We start from the raw sequence: 18,167 nt of genomic DNA on the forward strand, positions 1-18,167 counted from the left end.
TGCAACGTTATGCGGAGAGCTGGCGTGCCTGAACAAACAAATTGTCCCACATTCCGACCACTAATGCCTGGTCGCGCGGTGAAAGTTCTCCGGCAGCGATAGCATTTTGCAGGCTGCGGGAGACCTGAATCTGCAGCGCTTCTGGCGTATGTTCGCCCAGTTGCTCCACTTCGGCCACAGCCAGTGTCAGATGCCCGCGCAGATAACCGCTGGCGAACAGCTCATCGTCACTGGCATGCTCGACCATGTCGTCAATCAGGGCCAGAATACGCGCTTCAAATTCTGCGATCATCTCAATTCCTCTATTAATAATGCCTTCCTGCATCACAGATCGTCCGGCCAGGGAAACTGCGACGCGGTGAGTGAAGGCCTGCCATAAAATTCCGCCAGAGCGGTAATAAAACGCGCGGGACGGTCGGGAATGCCCGACGTCAGATAGCTCATGACCTGAGCATGCACTTTACGCTGGAACGCAATGCGATCCGGCTCACAATCTCCGTCGAGATTGTCACAACTCACGTTGAAGGGAAAGCCTGCCGCCATACAAAACATCCACTCCAGTGCCTGCGGCTTCACTTCAACCGCTTCAAACTGACTCTGGGTCAGCGCATCGCGGCCATCCGGGCAGTACCAGTAGCCAAAATCGACCAGTTTGCGGCGTGCTTCACCGGCAATGCACCAGTGAGAGATCTCATGCAGGGCGCTGGCGTAAAAGCCGTGGGCAAAGACCACACGGTTCCACGGCGACTCCGCATCAGCAGGAAGATAGATCGGTTCATCGTCGCCTTTAATCAGGCGGGTCTGAAATTCATCGCTGAAGCAGCGATCAAACAGCGTGATCAGCTGTTCATAATGATGGGTCGGGTTCATGACGGTATCGCGTTTCAGGTTACGAATGCAGCGTGGCAAGCCAGGCCATAACTTCGCTGCCGTGGCTATCCCACAATAATTTAATGCTCATGACGGCAGAAACAATCACCACCATCGGGCGGATCAGTTTCTGTCCGCGGCTCAGCACCAGCCGTGCGCCCAGACGCGCACCACAGAAGGCACCGAGCATCATGATCAGACCGGTTCCCCACACCACTTTGCCGCCGAACATAAAGAACAGCAGGCTGCCCATGTTTGAGGTGAAGTTGAGTACCTTGGCATGCGCGGTCGCTTTGGCCAGGTTGTAGCCGCAGAGGGTAACGAAAGCCAGCGCATAGAACGAGCCTGCGCCCGGCCCGAAAAATCCGTCATAAAATCCTACTGCCCCGCCGCCCACCAGCGCATAAGGCAGGCCATGCAGGCGGCGCGCCTGATCGACTTCGCCCAGTTTTGGCATCAGCAGGAACCACAGGCCAATCGCGATCAAAAACAGCGGCAGCATCTGGCGCAGGAAGTCAGCCTGCAGGCGCTGAATCAGTATCGCGCCCAGAATGGACCCCAGCAGCGTCATGGCGATGTTCAGCCACTGCTCATTCAGATTGACCGCACCGCGCCGCACAAAGTAGAGGCTTGCGGAAAACGAGCCGCCGACCGATTGCAGTTTATTGGTCGCCAGCGCCTGCGCCGGAGAGAGGCCCGCTGCCAGCAGTGAAGGTACCGTCAGTAACCCCCCGCCACCGGCGATGGAGTCAATAAAACCAGCCAGCATGGCGATTAAAAACAGCAGCCCGACCAGCAGCGGGCTGACAACAAACCACTCCATGGAATCCCTTACAGTAGATGTTTATCCAGCAGAGCCTGACAGGCAGGCGGTAATGGCGGCGGCTCACGTTTCACCGGTGCGCCTGACCCAGGCTGTTTCGGCAGGAACCAGCTCTGCAACTCGGCGCCACAACCATCGCCAGCTGGCGGTGCAGGCTGATCTTCACAGCCGATACTGCCCGCCGGGCAGCGCAGTCGCACATGCATATGGGCACGATGCGCGAACCACGGGCGCACTTTCCGCAGCCAGTCGCGATCGTTACCCGCATCAGCACAAAGCTGCTTTTTAATCGCCGGATTAACGAAGATGCGCGTAACATCGTCATCTTTCGCCGCGAGTTTGATCAGGCTGTCAATTTCCGGCTGCCAGTGGCGGGCAATCACATTTTTGTCACCCGGCCCGACCAGATCCAGCGGCTGCGGCTTCAGCAACTGCTGCGCGCTCCAGCGTGTTTTTGGCAGTTGCAGCCAGATATCGACATCCAGCCCGGTCTGGTGACTGGCGTGACCGCTGCTGAAGCGTCCGCCGGCCGCCATGCCCATATCGCCAATCAGCACGTTACCCAGTTGCAGATTATGCACCTGGGTGCTGAGCCGCTGAATAAACTGAATCAGATCGGGATGGCCGAAGTAGCGCCGCTGATCCTGACGCATCACCTGATAGTGCGGTGAATTCAGCGGCAGTGCCTGTGCGCCGACGATACAGCCGTTGGCGAAGCCACCAATTGACTGCGGTGCGCCACTGATCGGCTGCTGAATCTGTTGCCACGGCGTTGCGGCCAGGCTGGAGGCGCTGATCAGCAGCGCACTCAGCGTAAGCAAAATAGCCTTCATGCCATCACCAGCGCGGTACAGAGCTGTTGACGTCACCGTTCTGCGCCCGCTGGCGCAGCAGATGATCCATCAGGACGATCGCCATCATCGCCTCGGCGATCGGCACAGCGCGGATCCCGACGCAGGGATCGTGGCGACCTTTGGTGATCATCTCAACCTCTTCGCCGTCGCGGGTAATGGTTTTACCTGGCACGGTGATGCTGGAGGTTGGTTTCATCGCCAGATTAGCGCTGATGGTCTGCCCGCTGCTGATGCCGCCCAGAATGCCGCCGGCGTGGTTGCTCTGGAAACCATCGTGGCGGATCTCGTCACGGTGCTGACTGCCGCGCTGGTTAACCACCGCAAAGCCGTCGCCAATTTCGACGCCTTTCACCGCATTGATACTCATCAGCGCGTGCGCCAGATCGGCATCCAGTCGGTCAAAGACCGGCTCGCCCAGGCCTGGCGGCACGTTGTCTGCCATAACCGTGACTTTGGCACCGATGGAGTCGCCCTCTTTTTTCAGGCCGCGCATCAGTTCATCCAGCGCCTCGAGCTTGTCGGCATCCGGGCAGAAGAACGGGTTCTCTTCCACGATGCTCCAGTCTTTTAGCTCACAGGCGACATCACCAATCTGTGACAGATAGCCACGTACCACGACACCGTGTTTCATCTGCAGATATTTCTTGGCAATCGCACCAGCCGCCACGCGCATCGCGGTTTCACGCGCCGATGAGCGACCACCGCCACGATAGTCGCGCTGACCATATTTCTGCTCGTAGGTGTAATCAGCATGGCCCGGACGGAAGAGATCTTTGATGGCACCGTAATCCTGCGAGCGCTGATCGGTGTTCTCAATCAGCAGGCCGATCGAGGTGCCGGTGGTCACACCCTCAAAGACACCGGACAAAATTTTCACCTGATCCGGCTCGCGGCGCTGCGTGGTATAGCGCGACGTGCCCGGACGGCGGCGATCGAGGTCATGCTGAATATCTGCTTCAGTCAGCGGGATGCCTGGCGGCACACCGTCAACGATACAGCCCAGTGCCAGACCGTGGGACTCGCCAAAGGTCGTTACTCGAAAAAATTGCCCGATGCTGTTTCCGGCCATGCTGTTTCCTTGTCAGAGTTCGGCGGGCGAGGCTTCGCCCCACTTTTAGTCTTTGTAAAAAGAGAAATGGTGTTGTGCGTCGACAATCTGCTGGCGCGTCAGCGTGAAGACGCCGTCGCCGCCGTTGTCGAATTCCAGCCAGGTAAAGGGCACATCGGGATACTGCTCGATCATGTGCACCATGCTGTTGCCCACTTCGCAGACCAGTACGCCCTGCTCGCTAAGATAGTCGGGCGCGCAGGCCAGAATGCGGCGCACCAGCTTCAGGCCGTCGCTGCCCGCCGCCAGACCCAGCTCCGGTTCGTGGCGATATTCGTTCGGCAGATCGTCCATATCTTCCGCATCAACGTACGGCGGATTGGTGACGATCAGATCATATTTCAGCTGTGGCAGTTCGCGGAACAGGTCAGCACGAATCGGCGTCACCTGGTGGATGAGTCCATGCTCTTCAATGTTCTGTTCGGCTACCGCCAGCGCACCGGTGGAGATATCCACGGCGTCCACTTCGGCTTCCGGGAAGGCATAAGCGCAGGCAATCGCGATACAGCCGCTACCGGTACACATATCCAGAATATGACGCGGTGGTGTGCTGACCAGACCGGCAAAGCGGTTCTCAATCAGCTCGCCAATCGGTGAACGCGGTACCAGCACGCGCTCATCGACAAAGAATTCGTGCCCGCAGAACCAGGCTTTATTGGTCAGATAAGCAACCGGAATACGCTCGTTAACACGACGGATGACACGCTCAACGATCAGCAGACGTTCGCTGGCGGTGAGACGCGCACTGCGCATGTCTTCAGGAATATCCAGCGGCAGCCAGAGTGACGGCAGGACCAGTTGAACGGCTTCGTCCCAGGGATTGTCTGTGCCATGTCCGTACCAGATTCCGGCAGCGGAAAAGCGGCTTACCGCCCAGCGCAGCATGTCCTGAATGGTGTGCAGTTCGTTCACTGCCTCATCGACGAAAATTTTGTCCACGTAGCCCTCCGCAGGCCTTTTGCTAAATCGGCCAGTAGTGTGCCATGAAGCCGGGGAGAATTCAGCGCAGCAAGGTGAAAAAGCTGACATTTAATGACATTAATCGGTAAGGTATCGCCTATGCTGTGTAGCAGACTTTTCTTAGATAACTGACCCGTCATGAGTAAAAAAACACCCTTAAGCCCGGATGACCAGGCGCTGTTCCGACAGTTAATGACTGGCACACGTCAGTTGAAACAAGATACTTTCGTGCACAAATTACCGGTTAAAACCCGCGAACTGCCGGTAAAACGTCTGCTTTCAGAGCAGGCGGACAACAGCCATTACTTTTCGGATGAGTTTCAGCCGCTGCTCTCCACCGAAGGGGCCACCCGTTATGTGCGCGCCGATGTCAGCCACTTTGAGCTGAAAAAACTGCGTCGTGGCGACTATACGCCGGAGATTTTCCTCGATCTGCATGGCTTAACGCAGCAGCAGGCCAAGCAGGAACTGGGCGCACTGATCGCCGCCTGCCGCCGTGAACATCTGTTCTGCGCCAGCGTCATGACCGGTCATGGAAAGCATATTCTGAAGCAGCAGACGCCGCTGTGGCTGGCCCAGCACCCGTGGGTGATGGCTTTTCACCAGGCACCGAAGCTGTTTGGCGGTGATGCCGCACTGCTGGTTTTGATTGAGATTGAGGAGTGGCAACCGCCTGAGTTGCCCTGAAAGGGGCCGGAGGATCGGCCCACAGACGTCAGATCGCTTTCGCCAGCTTTTTGGGACTAACCTGCCACAGGAGTTTACCGGCATGCTGTGCCGGATCGAATTCCACGCAGGCAATAGCGGAAGTGGCAAACATAGGGGGGGCTTCCTGCGGGCACAGTTCAGAGACTAAATACCCCACCAGCGGTAAGTGAGAGATCACCAGCGCCGATTTCACGCCTTCATTTGCCAGGGTCTGCAGATAGCACCCGACCATTTCCGGATCGCCGCCCGGCGTTAACTCCGGCAGAACATCCTGGTTTTCCGGCAGTGGAAAAGCTTCACGCACGGTCGCGAGGGTTTGCTGCGCGCGTAAATAGGGACTCACCAGGACACGCTCTATGTCCGGCGTCTGGCTGTTGAGCCAGTTGGCCATCTGGCGTGATTCATTGCAGCCACATAAGGTTAAAGGCCTGACTGAATCACTGGCTGCTTCCAGAGCCGCATCGCCGTGACGCATGATAAAAACTTGCATAAAGCACCGCTGTTGTTTGTCGACATCGCCCGACGCCTGGCGCCTGACTCTTCACTCTGCGAATGAACGCTGTGTTTTACCCTAATGGCTTCAGTATAGTCAACCGGTTGTTTATTAAATAAGCGCTTCTCAGAATCATGCTGCGCCGCACACTCTGGCGGCGCTTTTCTAACCCGCTGAATCGGATTGGTTATTCCATTTACAGCAGAAATGTAAAATTTCGTCTACTTCCTGGTCGCTTCAATCAGTGCTTCGCAGGGCGTAAATCGCTCGCCATGCTGCTGCGTGAGGCGGGTTAATCGGTTGACCACCTCCGCCGCACCCAGTTTGTCCATATAGTGGAACGGCCCCCCCAGGAAAGGCGGAAAGCCGATACCAAACACTGCACCGATATCGCCATCGCGGGCACAGCGAATGACCTGCTCATCAAGGCAGCGTGCCGCCTCGTTCAGCATCATCATCATGCAGCGTTCCGCAATCTGCGCTTCGCTCTGCCTGGCCTGCGGCGTGACCTTCAGCAACGTATACAGTGAGGTGTCCGGCTTTTTACGCTGCCAGCGCGGCTGGTCATAGCGATAGAAGCCTTTGCTGTTTTTACGACCCTTGCGGCCATCTTTCAGCACTGCATCAAAAGCAGCGGGCGCGGCAAAGCGTTCACCATAAGCCTGATGCAGGATGGGACTGATTTTGCTGCCGACGTCGATGCCTACCTCATCCAGCAGCTGAATCGGACCGACCGGAAAACCAGCCTTCACCAGCGCCCGATCAATATGGTCAATCGGCTCGCCCTCCAGCAGGCAACGCATCGCTTCATTTATATAAGGTGTCAGGATGCGGTTAACATAGAAGCCAGGCTTGTCCGCCACCACTATCGGCGTTTTGCCCTGGCTGCGTGCCAGCGCCACAATCGTTACTACCGTTGCGGCGGAGGTGTTCAGATGGGGAATCACTTCCACCAGTGGCATTTTATCGACCGGGCTGAAGTAGTGCAGCCCGATGACGTTCTGCGGACGCTGTGCTTTGGCGGCAATCTCTTCAATCGGCAGCGAAGAGGTGTTAGAAGCAAACAGCGTATGCGGCTGACAGTGGGCTTCCACTTCGCTGACCATCTGCTGCTTGAGTGCTAAATCTTCGAACACGGCTTCGATCACCACATCGCGCTGTGAGAAACCCTGATAATCGATGCCGCCCGTGATCCGGGCCATCTGCTGCTGACGCTGTGCCGGAGTGAGCTGGCGTCGTTTGACCTTTTTGCTCAGCAGTTCCCAGCTGGTTTTCAACGCATGGTTAACGCCTTCCAGGCTGATATCTTTGATGCGCACCGGCAACCCGGCATTGATTGCGGTGACGCTGGCGATGCCACCGCCCATCAGACCGCCGCCGAGAATCGCGACACGCTTCACCGCAGCGGGTTCCGCCTCACCACCCCGCTCCTTCTTCATGGCGGTGGTCGCGAAAAAGATCCCGCGCAAAGCAACAGATTCCGGCGTCATCGCCAGTTCACCGAAGGCACGCGCTTCAGCATCATGTCCGGCCCGGCTGCCCTGCTCCAGCCCGATGCGCACCACCTCAATAATGCGGTTTGCTGCCGGATAGTTACCCTGAGTTTTGGCTGCAGTCTGCCGGGTCGCAAGCGCAAACAGCGCCTGACGACCCACCGGACCGTGCAGCAGACGGTCGCGCAGCGGCAGCGTTCGACCGCTGACTTTGCCCTTTTTCACCCGTGCGATAGCCGTCTCCAGCAAAATCGCCTGAGGTACCGCGTCATCGACCACTCCCAGCTTACGTGCCTGTTTCGCCCGCAGCGTTTTGCCGGTCAGAATCAGCGGCAGCGCCTGCTGCACGCCAATTAACCGCGGCAGTCGCTGAGTGCCACCGGAGCCGGGCAGTAAGCCGAGTTGCACTTCCGGTAATCCGAGACGGGTTTTATCATCAAGCGAGCAGATGCGCGCATCGCAGGCCAGCGCCAGTTCCAGCCCGCCGCCCAGACAGGCACCATGGATTGCGGCCACTACCGGGAATGGCAGCGCATCAAGCGCAGCCATCACTTCCTGCCCCTGTTTTGCCAGCGCTTCGGCTTCCTGCGCGCTCTGACAGCGATCAATCATGCTGATGTCGGCGCCCGCGATAAAGTTGTCCGCTTTGCCAGAAATCAGCACCAGTCCTGCCAGCTGAGGATCGCGTCGCGCCTCCGCAATGATGGCGGTAATCTGCCCGGCAAATTCTGCTTTCAGGGTGTTCATCTTCTCGCCAGGGACATCGATTGTAATGATGCCAACGTGATCCAGTCGCATCTTCAGGTGAAACGCATTCTGCTCCATTATTCGGCCTCCAGAACCATTGCCGCACCCAGACCGCCCGCCGCACACGCTGTGACCAGTCCTAACCCGCCACCGCGACGGCGTAATTCATTCAGCGTCTGGGTGATCATACGCGCGCCCGTGGCAGCAAAAGGATGACCATAGGCGATTGAACCACCCAGCACGTTAAAGCGCTCTTCATTCACTTCGCCCAGCGCATGCGGACGATTGAGCACCTCACGGGCAAAGCGCTCGTCGCGAAACAGTTGCAGATTGCTCAGCGTCTGGGCCGCAAACGCTTCGTGCATATCGATTAGCGTCAGATCGGACAGCGTAATCCCGGCGCGATCCAGCGCCAGCGGGGAGGAGTACGCCGGGCCCAGCAGCATATCCTGCTGTACACCAATCGCGGTAAACGCGTAGCTGCGCAGATAGCCCAGCGGCGTGACACCGAGTTCACGGGCGCGGCCTTCGCGCATCAGAATCACGGCGGCCGCACCGTCGGTGAGTGGCGTGCTGTTGGCCGCCGTGACGCTGCCGTGCTGACGATCAAACGCCGGGCGTAAGCGGGCATAATCCTCTGCTCTGGCGTTCATGCGGACGTTATTGTCCTGGTCGATAGCGGTTTTCCACGGCGGCACAAAGGCTGCCATCACTTCCTGATTGAGTACCCCGGATTGCCAGGCGCGGGCGGCATGCTGATGAGATCGCAGCGCCAGCGCATCCTGTGCCTCACGGGTGATGCTATGACTCTTTGCCATCTGCTCGGCGGTGTCACCCATGCGCAGGCCGGTTGAATACTCGGCCACCGCGGGCGGCACCGGCAGCAGATCGCGCGGACGCAGACGTTTAAGGATGTGCAGTTTTTGCCCAAGGCTGCGGGCTTTATTGAGATCCACCAGCGCGCGGGCCAGTGTTTTACTGACGCCGATTGGCAGCACTGAAGAGGAGTCTGCGCCTCCGGCAATGCCAGCAGAAATCGTGCCAGCCAGCAGGCTTTCTGCCACATTCGCTACCGCCTGGAAACTGGTGGCGCAGGCACGGCTGACGCTATAGGCATCGGTGTGCACATCAAGGCCGCTGCTCAGTACAATCTCACGCGCAATGTTCGGCGCTTCCGGCATCTGCACCACCTGACCAAAGACCAGTTGCTCGATTACCTCAGCCGGCAGTTCACTGCGCGCCATTAATTCGCTGATTACCATCCGCCCCAGCTCAATGGCGGGAATGCCATGAAAGCCGGTCGCCTGGCGCAAAAAAGGGGTGCGTAACCCGTGGGTTATTGCGATGCGTTCACCATCACGCGTCAGCAGCGGCTGCGCTTTGCTCATTGTTCTCACCTGTGGCTGGGACTGTGGCATCATTGCCTGAAGAGGTCTGACCTGATCAGTGTTAACCACAAGCGGGTGAGCCGCCAATACCGGAAAGGAAAAAGTGCGAAGGGAGACACGAAAATGAAAAACGCCGCATTAACGCGGCGTTATGAGACTTAACGCAAACCGAGCTGAAAAATCAACGTTTCAGCCTGGCAGCTGAAAGTAAAATCGATATCCAGCTGCATACCCTGATCCACTTCACTGAAGCGCGACTCAATCACACAGGGTTCCGATTCAACTTCACGTGCACGTTCGGTGAGGAGCGCTAATTTGGCTTCCGCATCGGCACGCTGAGCAAACCACTCCGACCAGCTGGCGGTGCAATCGGTATTATCCATTACCGTGCCCACATCAACACAACAGCAGGCTGCTGTTTCGGTCGCACTGCATTTTTTAATGGCATCAGTCATTTCATTCTCCTGACCAGCGATCTGGTGGGTTGAGCGATTTTATGACCGAAATTTTACCTGCTCGCGTAAAGATGCGCCATGTACACGGCGCTAAGTGACGAATATCACAATAAAAATTGATCCAGAACAAACTGGAATCGGTATGCTGTGCAGAATCAGGGCAGTTTTGTTATGCAGATCGAATTTTAAGCGATCAACCCTGAAATATTTTAAAAACAATATTGCAACATGCACACAGGTCGGACCTATACTCTCCGCACTGGTCTGATATGTGCGTTTTACATCAGTCCCTACAATCCGCCGTCCTTTGTTACGCGACGTTATAGCGTTAAATAATAATTCACATGAGGTTGTGGTCATGAACCATAAAAACCTGTTTGCAAAGTCAGCCGTGGCGGCTGCAGTGGCGCTTGTCTCTTCACACGTTTACGCAGCTGGATTTCAGTTAAATGAGTTTTCTACGATTGGTTTAGGTCGCGCATATTCAGGCGAAGGGGCAATGGGTGATACGGCGGCATCAGCCAGCCGTAACCCGGCGACGATGGCGTTGATGGATCGTCCGGAATTTTCTATCGGTGCGGTTTATATTGCGCCAGACGTCAATATCAGTGGTCGCAGTCCCAGCGGACGCAGCCTGGATGCTAATAATATTGCACCGAATCAGTGGGTCCCCAATATTCATTATGTTCAGCCCATCAACGATCAGTGGTGGATCGGCGCGTCTGCAACCTCTAACTATGGCTTAGCAACAGAGTTTAATAATGGTTACACCGCGGGGGGTTACGGCGGTAAAACCGATCTGGTAACCGGCAATTTTAATCTCAGCACCGCGTACCGCTTAAATGAACATTTTAGTTTTGGCGTCGGTTTTGATGCGGTTTATGCGAAAGCTAAAATTGAACGCTATGCCGGTGAGTCAGGCGCAAGACTGGGCGTTCCGGCTGATACGCAGGTTGCCCATCTGAAAGGCGATGAGTGGGGATATGGCTGGAACGCCGGTATTCTTTATGAAGTAGATGAGAATAACCGCTTCGGCTTTACCTATCGTTCCGAAGTGAAAGTCGACTTTGATGGCGATTACAAGAGCAGCCTTTCATCCCGGCTGAATGCGGTGAATAACCCGGAAGTATCAGGCGTGCCGTTTGGCACCAACGGCACCACCGTTCCAGGTGCATTAACCCTGAATCTGCCAGAGATGTGGGAAGTATCGGGCTGGCATAAAGTGGCTCCGCAGTGGGCGGTTCACTACAGCATGGCGTATACCAGCTGGAGCCAGTTCCAGGAGCTGAAAGCCACGGGTTCAAATGGCCAGACGCTATTCTATAAAGATGAAAGCTTCCGCGATGCTTATCGCATTGCCCTGGGCACCACCTATTCCTACGACAAGAACTGGACTTTCCGCACCGGTATCGCGTTTGATGATAGCCCGGTACCGGCTGACAAGCGTTCTATCTCTATTCCGGACCAGGATCGTTTATGGCTGAGTGCCGGTACATCCTATGCCTTTAACGATGATGCCTCGGTCGATTTGGGCATCTCTTATATGCATGGCCAGAAAGTGACGGTGAAAGAAGGTCCTTATACCTTTACCTCTGAAGGTAAGGCCTGGCTTTACGGCGCGAACTTTAACTACAAGTTCTGATTGTCGGGCGGGATCAAAAAGGGCGACTATGATAAGTCGCCCTTTTTGTCACTGCGGATCGCTTACTGCGAATCGATATCCTTCAGGTCATCCTGAATCGCGGCTGCGTTAGGATTGTCTTCCGGCTTGAGCTTACCGCCACGCGCCAGGAAGTCGTGACGCTGGAAGTAGGCGTTACGGATAAAGGCGTATGGATCGCTCTGCTGTTTCAGGATGGCATCAGAATCCAGCAACTGAGCGCGGGTCTCGATACCTTCCAGCGTCCATTTACCAATCGACATTGGCCAGGTCAGCCAGCCGAGGATCGGATAGAGCGTATCAACATAGTCGCCGCCATCCTGACGAACCGTGAAGCTGCCGTAAGCAGGCAGTTCAACATAAGGCCCGTAGCCGACGCCATAGTGACCCAGCGTGGTACCGAAACGATGCGGCTCTTCACGCGCCAGTTCCGGGTTGGCTTTACCGGCAACGTCGATGAAACCGCCCAGTCCCAGCACGCTGTTCAGGAAGAAACGGGTAAAGTGAATGCCCGCATCACGTCCGTTGCCGACCAGAATGGCGTTGACCATACTGGCTGGCTCTTCCAGGTTGCCGAGGAAATTGCTCAGGCCGGTACGTGCCGGGACCGGCACATAATCACGCCATGCGACAGCGACCGGACGAAGCACGTACGGATCCAGCACGTTGTAGTTAAAGTTAAACATCGTGCGGTTAAAGCCTTCGAATGGATCGCTGCGCTGCGCAGGATCGCTATTCGCCGGCTTTGAACTGGCACAACCCACCAGAAGGACGCTGGCCATAGCCAGGCTGGTCAGGCGATAATTCATTCCAATCTCCCTGTGCGGATGAAAAAGATCAGCCCATCGTTCAGGTCACCGCCCTGTCGTATCGGCTTATCCGATGAGCATAGCTGACTTTGTGCCAGAGGCAGCAGGCAATGGCACGCATCATTTTTAACGTTATCAATTTTGACGTTCAGGGTAGCTGCTTATTGATCTCCACCGCGATCGGCTGATGGCCATCCCATGGCGTCACCGCGCTCAGACCCAGCCAGTCACCCGGCTGCGGATTGGCGCTGCCATCGCGGGAAATCCGCACCCGAACCTCAACCTGATGCTGCGCCGAAAGCAGGCGATCCGGCATCATGGCATTGCTGTCATCCAGCGTCAGCGACAGCGGGAAGTGGCTGAGCGGTATACGCTTAACCGCAACCGGTACCGGTGAATCCCCGTCAGAAACCGAAATATACAACACTCCGTCCTGAGGTAACATTTTTTCTGCCTCTGGCGTCAGCGTCACTGTCAGCGCCAGCTGACGACTCTGCTGCCCCGCATCACTTCGGGCCTTTTCAATGCTGCGGGCGATCATCGCGTGTCGCGAATCACCGGCAGGCAACAGACCCAGCAGGGTCTGCCATGCGTTGATAGCCTGATCGTAGTGCTGCTGTCCGTAAGCGTTATACGCCAGCAGGCTCAGCGTCCGCAGGTTTTGCGGATCCACTTTAAGCAATGACTGCAGCAACAGTGATGCCTGACGGTTATCCTGCGGATCGGAGGATCTTGTCAGCACCTCTGCATAATCCTGCTTCAGCGCCAGATCGTTGGGCGACAGCTGAAGTGCACGCTCAAAGGCCTGGCTGGCGATCTCCGCATTATTCAGGACCATGCCGAGCCGTCCCAGCATCGTCCAGTCGGCCAGATTATCCGGTTCGGTTTGCAACGCGGTACGCAATCCGAGCTGTAAACGCGCCAGCTCCTCCATACTCAGCGGTTTTGCGCCGGGATCCATCAGGCGGGCACGTAGCTCAGGATACGCCTGCTGCACCTGCATCCAGCCGGTGAATTGTGCCAGGCCGCCGGTTTTCAGATAAGTGCCCAGCGAAACCGCAACCAGCACAATCAGGCCTGGCAGCAGAATCCAGCGGCGGCTGCTGTGTGACTGCAGCGTCTGTGCCGGCGGGATATCTGCCAGCAGCGTCTGCTGTAGTTCCCGTTCCATCAGCGGACGCTCAGCAACGACGCCCTGCGCTTCATCCTGCGCCAGCTCCTCTATCCGCTGATGGTAGAAACGCTGATTAAGGCGATCGCGATCGCCTGCGCTGGCCTGACGCTGCCGCCAGCCCGCCGCTAGGAACAGCGTGCAGGCCGCCAGCAGTAACAGAAAAAGGGTGATCCAGAATGCACTCATTACGGCTTCCTGTCTGAATTCAGTAGCGCATTAAGACGCTGTTGCTCATCTTCATCCAGCTCACTGCGGGTTTTGCGCTGACGGCTACGCAGGATGATCACCACGCCACCCAGCAGCGCAAACAGCGCCGGACCCGCCCACAGAATAAGGGTTGAAGGCGTGACCGGTGGCGAATAGCTGACGAAGTTGCCATAGCGCGCCACCATGTAGCCGATAATCTGCTGGCGACTCTGGCCCTGCTTCATCAGTTGATAGACTTTCAGCCGCATATCGGCGGCAATCATCGCATTCGAATCGGCAATGCTGTTGTTCTGGCATTTCGGACAGCGCAGTGACGCGGTCAGGTCGCGGTATTGCTCTTCCTGGGCCTCCGAGTCAAATTGCAGCGTGTCGATGCTTGCCCACAGGTTAATGCTGAACAGCAGGCCGCAGAGCAGTAACAGCATTCTCATGATCCCGCCTCCGCACTGTATTTCATCCACAAGGGTTTCACTTCCTGCTCCCAGACGCGCGCATTCAGATCGCCCGCATGGCGATAACGGATGATCCCTTTACCGTCGATCAGGAAGGTTTCCGGCGCGCCATAAACGCCGAGATCCAGTCCCAGCATGCCGTTGCCATCGTAGAGACTCAGCGCATACGGATTACCCAGCGTATTCAGCCAGTTAACCGCCTTTTGACGATCGTCTTTGTAGTTCAGCCCGACGACACGAATGCCCTGCTCTGCCAGCGTATTCAGATAGTGATGCTCAGCGCGGCAGGTCGGACACCAGGTCGCCCAGACGTTGAGCAATATCGGTTTGCCATCGGTCAGCACGCGCTGATCATAAGTTTTGCCCGGCTGATCCAGTGCTTCCAGCCGGAACAGCGGCACCGGTTTGCCAATCAGGGCCGATTCGAGGCGGGTCGGATCGTCGCCATCGGCATTGCGCGTCAGCTGCCACAGCAGCGCCGCCGCCAGCAGCAGAAACAGCATCAGGGGAATAAACAGAATTTTCTTGTTCATGTCCGCACCTCCGTTTCTGCTTTTTTGCGCGAACGGTAACGGGGATCAAACAGGCAGAACAGCCCGCCCACCGCCATTAGCGCGCCACCGAACCAGATCCAGCGGACAAAGGGTTTGTAGTAGATGCGCACAGCCCAGCCGCCATCCTCCAGCTCTTCGCCCAGCGCCGCGTAGAGATCGCGGCTGAAACCGCCATCGATCGCCGCTTCGGTCATCATGGTGCGGGCGGCGGTATAAAAGCGTTTTTCCGCCTGCAGCGTCGCTTCATGTCTGCCATTGCGCGTGACATCAATGATACCCATGCCGCCGCTGTAGTTTGGCCCCTGCAGATTCTGCACGCCACGGAAGACAAAGTGATAATGATGAATATCGACGCTATCGCCCGCCTTCATCCGCACATCGCGTTCGACGCTGTACTGCGTGCTGAACGCAATGCCAATCACCGTGACACCGACCCCCAGATGGCCCAGCACCATGCCCCAGTGACTGCGCGACAGATGACGTAAACCCGCAAAGAACGGATGACGATGGGTGGCGCGCTCATGCAGTTCCAGCAGCGTCAGCACGATAATCCAGAGTGACATCAGCAGACCAACCACCGTCATCGCTTCAATACGATCCTGCAGCCACCACGGAATGATCATGGAACAGGCCAGTGTCACCATCAGCGCCAGCGCCAGCCGTTTTGCCAGCTTCTGCGGTTCATCGCGACGCCAGCGCACCAACGGCCCGATCCCCATCAGCAACGCAAACGGTGCCATCAGCCAGCTGAACATCGTGTTGAAGAAGGGTTCACCGACCGAAATGCTGCCCAGCCCCAGTTGCTTGTGTACCAGCGGCAATAGCGTGCCGAGCAGCACCACCAGCATCGCGGCAATCAGCAGCACGTTATTACCCAGCAGGAACGATTCCCGCGACCAGGTTTCATTCTGAACCCGGCCACGCACCTGCCCACCTTTAATAGCGTAGAGCAGCAGTGAACTGCCGATGACAATCACCAGAAATGCGAGGATAAACATGCCGCGCGCCGGATCGGAGGCAAAGGAGTGCACCGACACCAGCACGCCGGATCGCACCAGGAATGTCCCGAGCAGGCTCAGCGAAAATGCCGTAATCGCCAGCAGCACGGTCCAGGCCTTAAAGGTGCCGCGCTTTTCGGTGACCGCCAGCGAGTGCATCAGGGCGGTGCCCGCCAGCCATGGCATAAACGAAGCATTTTCAACCGGGTCCCAGAACCACCAGCCGCCCCAGCCCAGTTCGTAATAGGCCCAGGCAGATCCAAGGACAATCCCGATGGTCAGAAAGACCCAGGCCGCCGTCGTCCAGGGACGCGACCAGCGCGCCCAGGCGGTATCGAGCCGTCCGGCCATTAATGAGGCGATGGCGAAGGCAAACGCCACCGAAAAGCCGACATAGCCCATATAGAGCAGCGGCGGATGGAAAATCAGGCCGATATCCTGCAGCATCGGATTCAGGTCGTGCCCGTCTATCGGGAAGTCCGGCAGCGTGCGGCCAAACGGATTGGAGGTCAGCAGGATAAACAGCAGGAAGCCAAGATTAATCATTCCCATGACGGCCAGCACGCGGGCCAGCGCATCCTGCGGCATCCCGCGGCTGAAGATCGCTACCGCCAGTGTCCATGTGCTGAGCAGCAGCACCCACAGCAGCAGTGAACCTTCGTGTGCGCCCCAGGTGGCAGCGATGCGATAGTAGACCGGCAGCAGACTGTTGGAGTTCGTGACGACATAAGCAACGGTAAAGTCGTTGCTGATAAAAGCCCAGACCAGCAGCGCAAACGCCGCCGCGATGCAGATAAATAAGCCGCAGGCCAGCGGACGGGCCATCGCCATCAGACGGGCATCCTGACGTACTGCGCCCCACAGCGGATAACTGCTCAGCAACAGGGAAAACCCTAGCGCCAGGCAGAGCAGAAAGGTACCGATTTCAGGCATCATGATGATTTATTTCCCGCCTGATAGAGCGACTGCGGGTCGGTGTGATTACTCTTCATCGCGTCTTCAATCTCCGGCGGCGTGTATTTCTCATCATGTTTCGCCAGCACTTCTTTGGCGATAACCTGGTTGCCCGTCGTCAGCACGCCCTGCGCGACAACGCCCTGCCCTTCCCGGAACAGATCCGGCAGGATGCCTTCAAAACTGACGCTGACCACGCCGCGTGCATCATAAAGTTTGAACGATACCGCCAGCGTATTGGGATCGCGCCGGACGCTGCCGGGCATCACCATGCCACCGACGCGCAGTCGCTGGCCCGCCTCAGGCTTCTCGTGCGCCTCGCCTTTGCCGTAGAGGATTTCACCCGGGGTATAGAACAGATCGATGTTTGAGCGCAGCGCATACATCACCAGCGCAGTCGCCAGGCCAAGGCCGAGCAGGATCGCCACTGCCGCATAGAGGCGGTTGCGTCGACGGATATTCACAGTGTCTCTCCTGCCGCTTCAGCCGCGGCTTTTTTCGTTTTCGCCGCCCGGATGCGACGTTCCCGTGCATCACGCTGGCGGATCTCAGCCAGCAGGCGTCGGCGCAGCAACAGGGTATGCAGCGTCAGACCGATAAGCGGAAGCAGCGTGCAGGCAACCGCCAGCCAGACGTAAAAGGCGTAACCGCCCATCGCAAAGAAGGCGTGCCAGGAGGTAAATGCCGGGGTCATGCCTGCTCTCCCTGCTTCGCCACATCTATCGCCCAGGGACGATGACGTTCAGTTAACAGGATCAGGTTGCGCAGCCGCATCAGGGTCAGCGTAATAAACAGCAGCAGATAACCGAGGATCGACCAGCGTAGCGGCGTGCGCATGACCGGCGCAATCGCCTGCTGAAGAATGCCTGACGAACCCTGATGGAGGGTATTCCACCACTGCACCGAGAAGTGAATGATGGGCAGATTGACCACGCCAACCAGAATCAGAATTCCGGCGGCCCGGCCTGCGGTGCGGCGATCATCAAAAGCGTGATAAAGCGCGATCACGCCCATATAGAGGAACAGCAGCACCAGCTCCGACGTCAGACGCGCATCCCAAATCCACCAGGTGCCCCACATCGGCTTGCCCCATGCGGAACCGGTGACCAGCGCAATAAAGGTAAAAACCGCGCCTACGGGAGCCATGGCGGCTGAGGCCAGATCGGCCATCTTCATCTGCCACACCAGACCAGTAAAGGCGGCGATAGCCATGGAGGCATAGATGCCCATCGACCACATCGCGGCGGGTACATGAATATACATGATGCGAAAACTGTCGCCCTGCTGATAGTCAGCAGGGGCAAATCCGAATCCCCAGACCCAGCCCAGCAGCAACGATGCCAGCCCTGCAACGGCAAACCAGGGCACCAGTCGCCCCGAAAATTGATAAAGCCGTTCGGGCCTGGCCAGCTGATGTAACGCTTTCCACATATCAGATGCTCACATTAACGATAAAAGAG

General features: G+C 57.2%; 20 protein-coding genes. 2 read left to right on the forward strand and 18 right to left on the reverse strand.

Annotated features, from left to right (window positions below; all coding sequences use genetic code 11):
* Window positions 1–7 precede the first annotated feature (7 nt).
* Genes AC6I8E_RS13005 through prmB form a run of 6 tightly spaced genes read right to left on the reverse strand, consistent with a single transcriptional unit; the run spans window position 8 to window position 4,594 of the window.
* The gene (locus AC6I8E_RS13005) at window positions 8–292 is read right to left on the reverse strand and encodes a YfcL family protein (RefSeq protein WP_003854283.1); all 285 of its coding nucleotides are present in this window, start codon (window positions 290–292) and stop codon (window positions 8–10) included.
* Between the two features lie 32 nt (window positions 293–324).
* Complete coding sequence (locus AC6I8E_RS13010; RefSeq protein WP_041457001.1) at window positions 325–870, reverse strand: elongation factor P hydroxylase; 546 nt, start codon at window positions 868–870, stop codon at window positions 325–327.
* A gap of 19 nt (window positions 871–889) precedes the next feature.
* Entirely contained in the window at window positions 890–1,693 is an 804-nt protein-coding gene (locus tag AC6I8E_RS13015) for a sulfite exporter TauE/SafE family protein (protein WP_013358606.1), read from the reverse strand.
* A gap of 8 nt (window positions 1,694–1,701) precedes the next feature.
* The gene (gene mepA / locus AC6I8E_RS13020; protein WP_061063025.1) at window positions 1,702–2,526 is read right to left on the reverse strand and encodes a penicillin-insensitive murein endopeptidase; all 825 of its coding nucleotides are present in this window, start codon (window positions 2,524–2,526) and stop codon (window positions 1,702–1,704) included.
* A 4-nt stretch (window positions 2,527–2,530) separates the two neighbouring features.
* Window positions 2,531–3,616: a chorismate synthase gene (aroC, locus tag AC6I8E_RS13025; RefSeq protein ID WP_013358608.1), complete on the reverse strand. Its 1,086-nt coding sequence runs from the start codon at window positions 3,614–3,616 to the stop codon at window positions 2,531–2,533.
* A 45-nt stretch (window positions 3,617–3,661) separates the two neighbouring features.
* The gene (gene prmB / locus AC6I8E_RS13030) at window positions 3,662–4,594 is read right to left on the reverse strand and encodes a 50S ribosomal protein L3 N(5)-glutamine methyltransferase (RefSeq protein WP_033783751.1); all 933 of its coding nucleotides are present in this window, start codon (window positions 4,592–4,594) and stop codon (window positions 3,662–3,664) included.
* A gap of 159 nt (window positions 4,595–4,753) precedes the next feature.
* Here prmB and smrB point away from each other — a divergent pair, with 159 nt between their 5' ends.
* Entirely contained in the window at window positions 4,754–5,302 is a 549-nt protein-coding gene (smrB, locus tag AC6I8E_RS13035) for an endonuclease SmrB (protein WP_013358610.1), read from the forward strand.
* Between the two features lie 28 nt (window positions 5,303–5,330).
* Here the strand turns inward: smrB and sixA are convergent, their stop codons facing one another.
* The 4 genes from sixA to AC6I8E_RS13055 form a co-directional block, all read right to left on the reverse strand.
* The gene (sixA, locus tag AC6I8E_RS13040) at window positions 5,331–5,813 is read right to left on the reverse strand and encodes a phosphohistidine phosphatase SixA (RefSeq protein WP_013358611.1); all 483 of its coding nucleotides are present in this window, start codon (window positions 5,811–5,813) and stop codon (window positions 5,331–5,333) included.
* A gap of 224 nt (window positions 5,814–6,037) precedes the next feature.
* A complete protein-coding gene (gene fadJ, locus AC6I8E_RS13045; RefSeq protein WP_312215734.1) occupies window positions 6,038–8,134 on the reverse strand; it encodes a fatty acid oxidation complex subunit alpha FadJ in 2,097 nt (698 codons plus the stop codon).
* Complete coding sequence (fadI, locus tag AC6I8E_RS13050) at window positions 8,134–9,444, reverse strand: acetyl-CoA C-acyltransferase FadI (RefSeq protein WP_195857814.1); 1,311 nt, start codon at window positions 9,442–9,444, stop codon at window positions 8,134–8,136. The genes fadJ and fadI overlap by 1 nt, the downstream gene beginning before the upstream one ends.
* Before the next feature lie 158 nt (window positions 9,445–9,602).
* Complete coding sequence (locus AC6I8E_RS13055) at window positions 9,603–9,899, reverse strand: YfcZ/YiiS family protein (RefSeq protein WP_312215736.1); 297 nt, start codon at window positions 9,897–9,899, stop codon at window positions 9,603–9,605.
* Between the two features lie 358 nt (window positions 9,900–10,257).
* Here AC6I8E_RS13055 and fadL point away from each other — a divergent pair, with 358 nt between their 5' ends.
* The gene (fadL, locus tag AC6I8E_RS13060) at window positions 10,258–11,541 is read left to right on the forward strand and encodes a long-chain fatty acid transporter FadL (protein ID WP_013358616.1); all 1,284 of its coding nucleotides are present in this window, start codon (window positions 10,258–10,260) and stop codon (window positions 11,539–11,541) included.
* A 62-nt stretch (window positions 11,542–11,603) separates the two neighbouring features.
* Here the strand turns inward: fadL and mlaA are convergent, their stop codons facing one another.
* The 8 genes from mlaA to AC6I8E_RS13100 form a co-directional block, all read right to left on the reverse strand.
* Window positions 11,604–12,368: a phospholipid-binding lipoprotein MlaA gene (gene mlaA, locus AC6I8E_RS13065; protein WP_013358617.1), complete on the reverse strand. Its 765-nt coding sequence runs from the start codon at window positions 12,366–12,368 to the stop codon at window positions 11,604–11,606.
* A gap of 148 nt (window positions 12,369–12,516) precedes the next feature.
* Entirely contained in the window at window positions 12,517–13,728 is a 1,212-nt protein-coding gene (gene ccmI, locus AC6I8E_RS13070) for a c-type cytochrome biogenesis protein CcmI (RefSeq protein ID WP_497824080.1), read from the reverse strand.
* Complete coding sequence (locus AC6I8E_RS13075) at window positions 13,728–14,180, reverse strand: cytochrome c-type biogenesis protein (RefSeq protein WP_497824081.1); 453 nt, start codon at window positions 14,178–14,180, stop codon at window positions 13,728–13,730. Before AC6I8E_RS13075 ends, ccmI begins: the two co-directional genes overlap by 1 nt.
* A complete protein-coding gene (locus AC6I8E_RS13080; RefSeq protein ID WP_013358620.1) occupies window positions 14,177–14,734 on the reverse strand; it encodes a DsbE family thiol:disulfide interchange protein in 558 nt (185 codons plus the stop codon). The genes AC6I8E_RS13075 and AC6I8E_RS13080 overlap by 4 nt, the downstream gene beginning before the upstream one ends.
* Window positions 14,731–16,689: a heme lyase CcmF/NrfE family subunit gene (locus tag AC6I8E_RS13085; protein ID WP_497824082.1), complete on the reverse strand. Its 1,959-nt coding sequence runs from the start codon at window positions 16,687–16,689 to the stop codon at window positions 14,731–14,733. Before AC6I8E_RS13085 ends, AC6I8E_RS13080 begins: the two co-directional genes overlap by 4 nt.
* Window positions 16,686–17,171, reverse strand: a complete 486-nt coding sequence (gene ccmE, locus AC6I8E_RS13090; RefSeq protein WP_312215745.1) for a cytochrome c maturation protein CcmE — start codon at window positions 17,169–17,171, stop codon at window positions 16,686–16,688. The genes AC6I8E_RS13085 and ccmE overlap by 4 nt, the downstream gene beginning before the upstream one ends.
* The gene (ccmD, locus tag AC6I8E_RS13095) at window positions 17,168–17,401 is read right to left on the reverse strand and encodes a heme exporter protein CcmD (RefSeq protein WP_013358623.1); all 234 of its coding nucleotides are present in this window, start codon (window positions 17,399–17,401) and stop codon (window positions 17,168–17,170) included. Before ccmD ends, ccmE begins: the two co-directional genes overlap by 4 nt.
* Window positions 17,398–18,138, reverse strand: coding sequence for a heme ABC transporter permease (locus AC6I8E_RS13100; protein WP_312215747.1), 741 nt, complete (start codon window positions 18,136–18,138; stop codon window positions 17,398–17,400). Before AC6I8E_RS13100 ends, ccmD begins: the two co-directional genes overlap by 4 nt.
* Window positions 18,139–18,167 lie beyond the last annotated feature (29 nt).

The sequence above is a fragment of the Pantoea sp. X-Soil-YNGN-785 genome, from assembly GCF_059730585.1.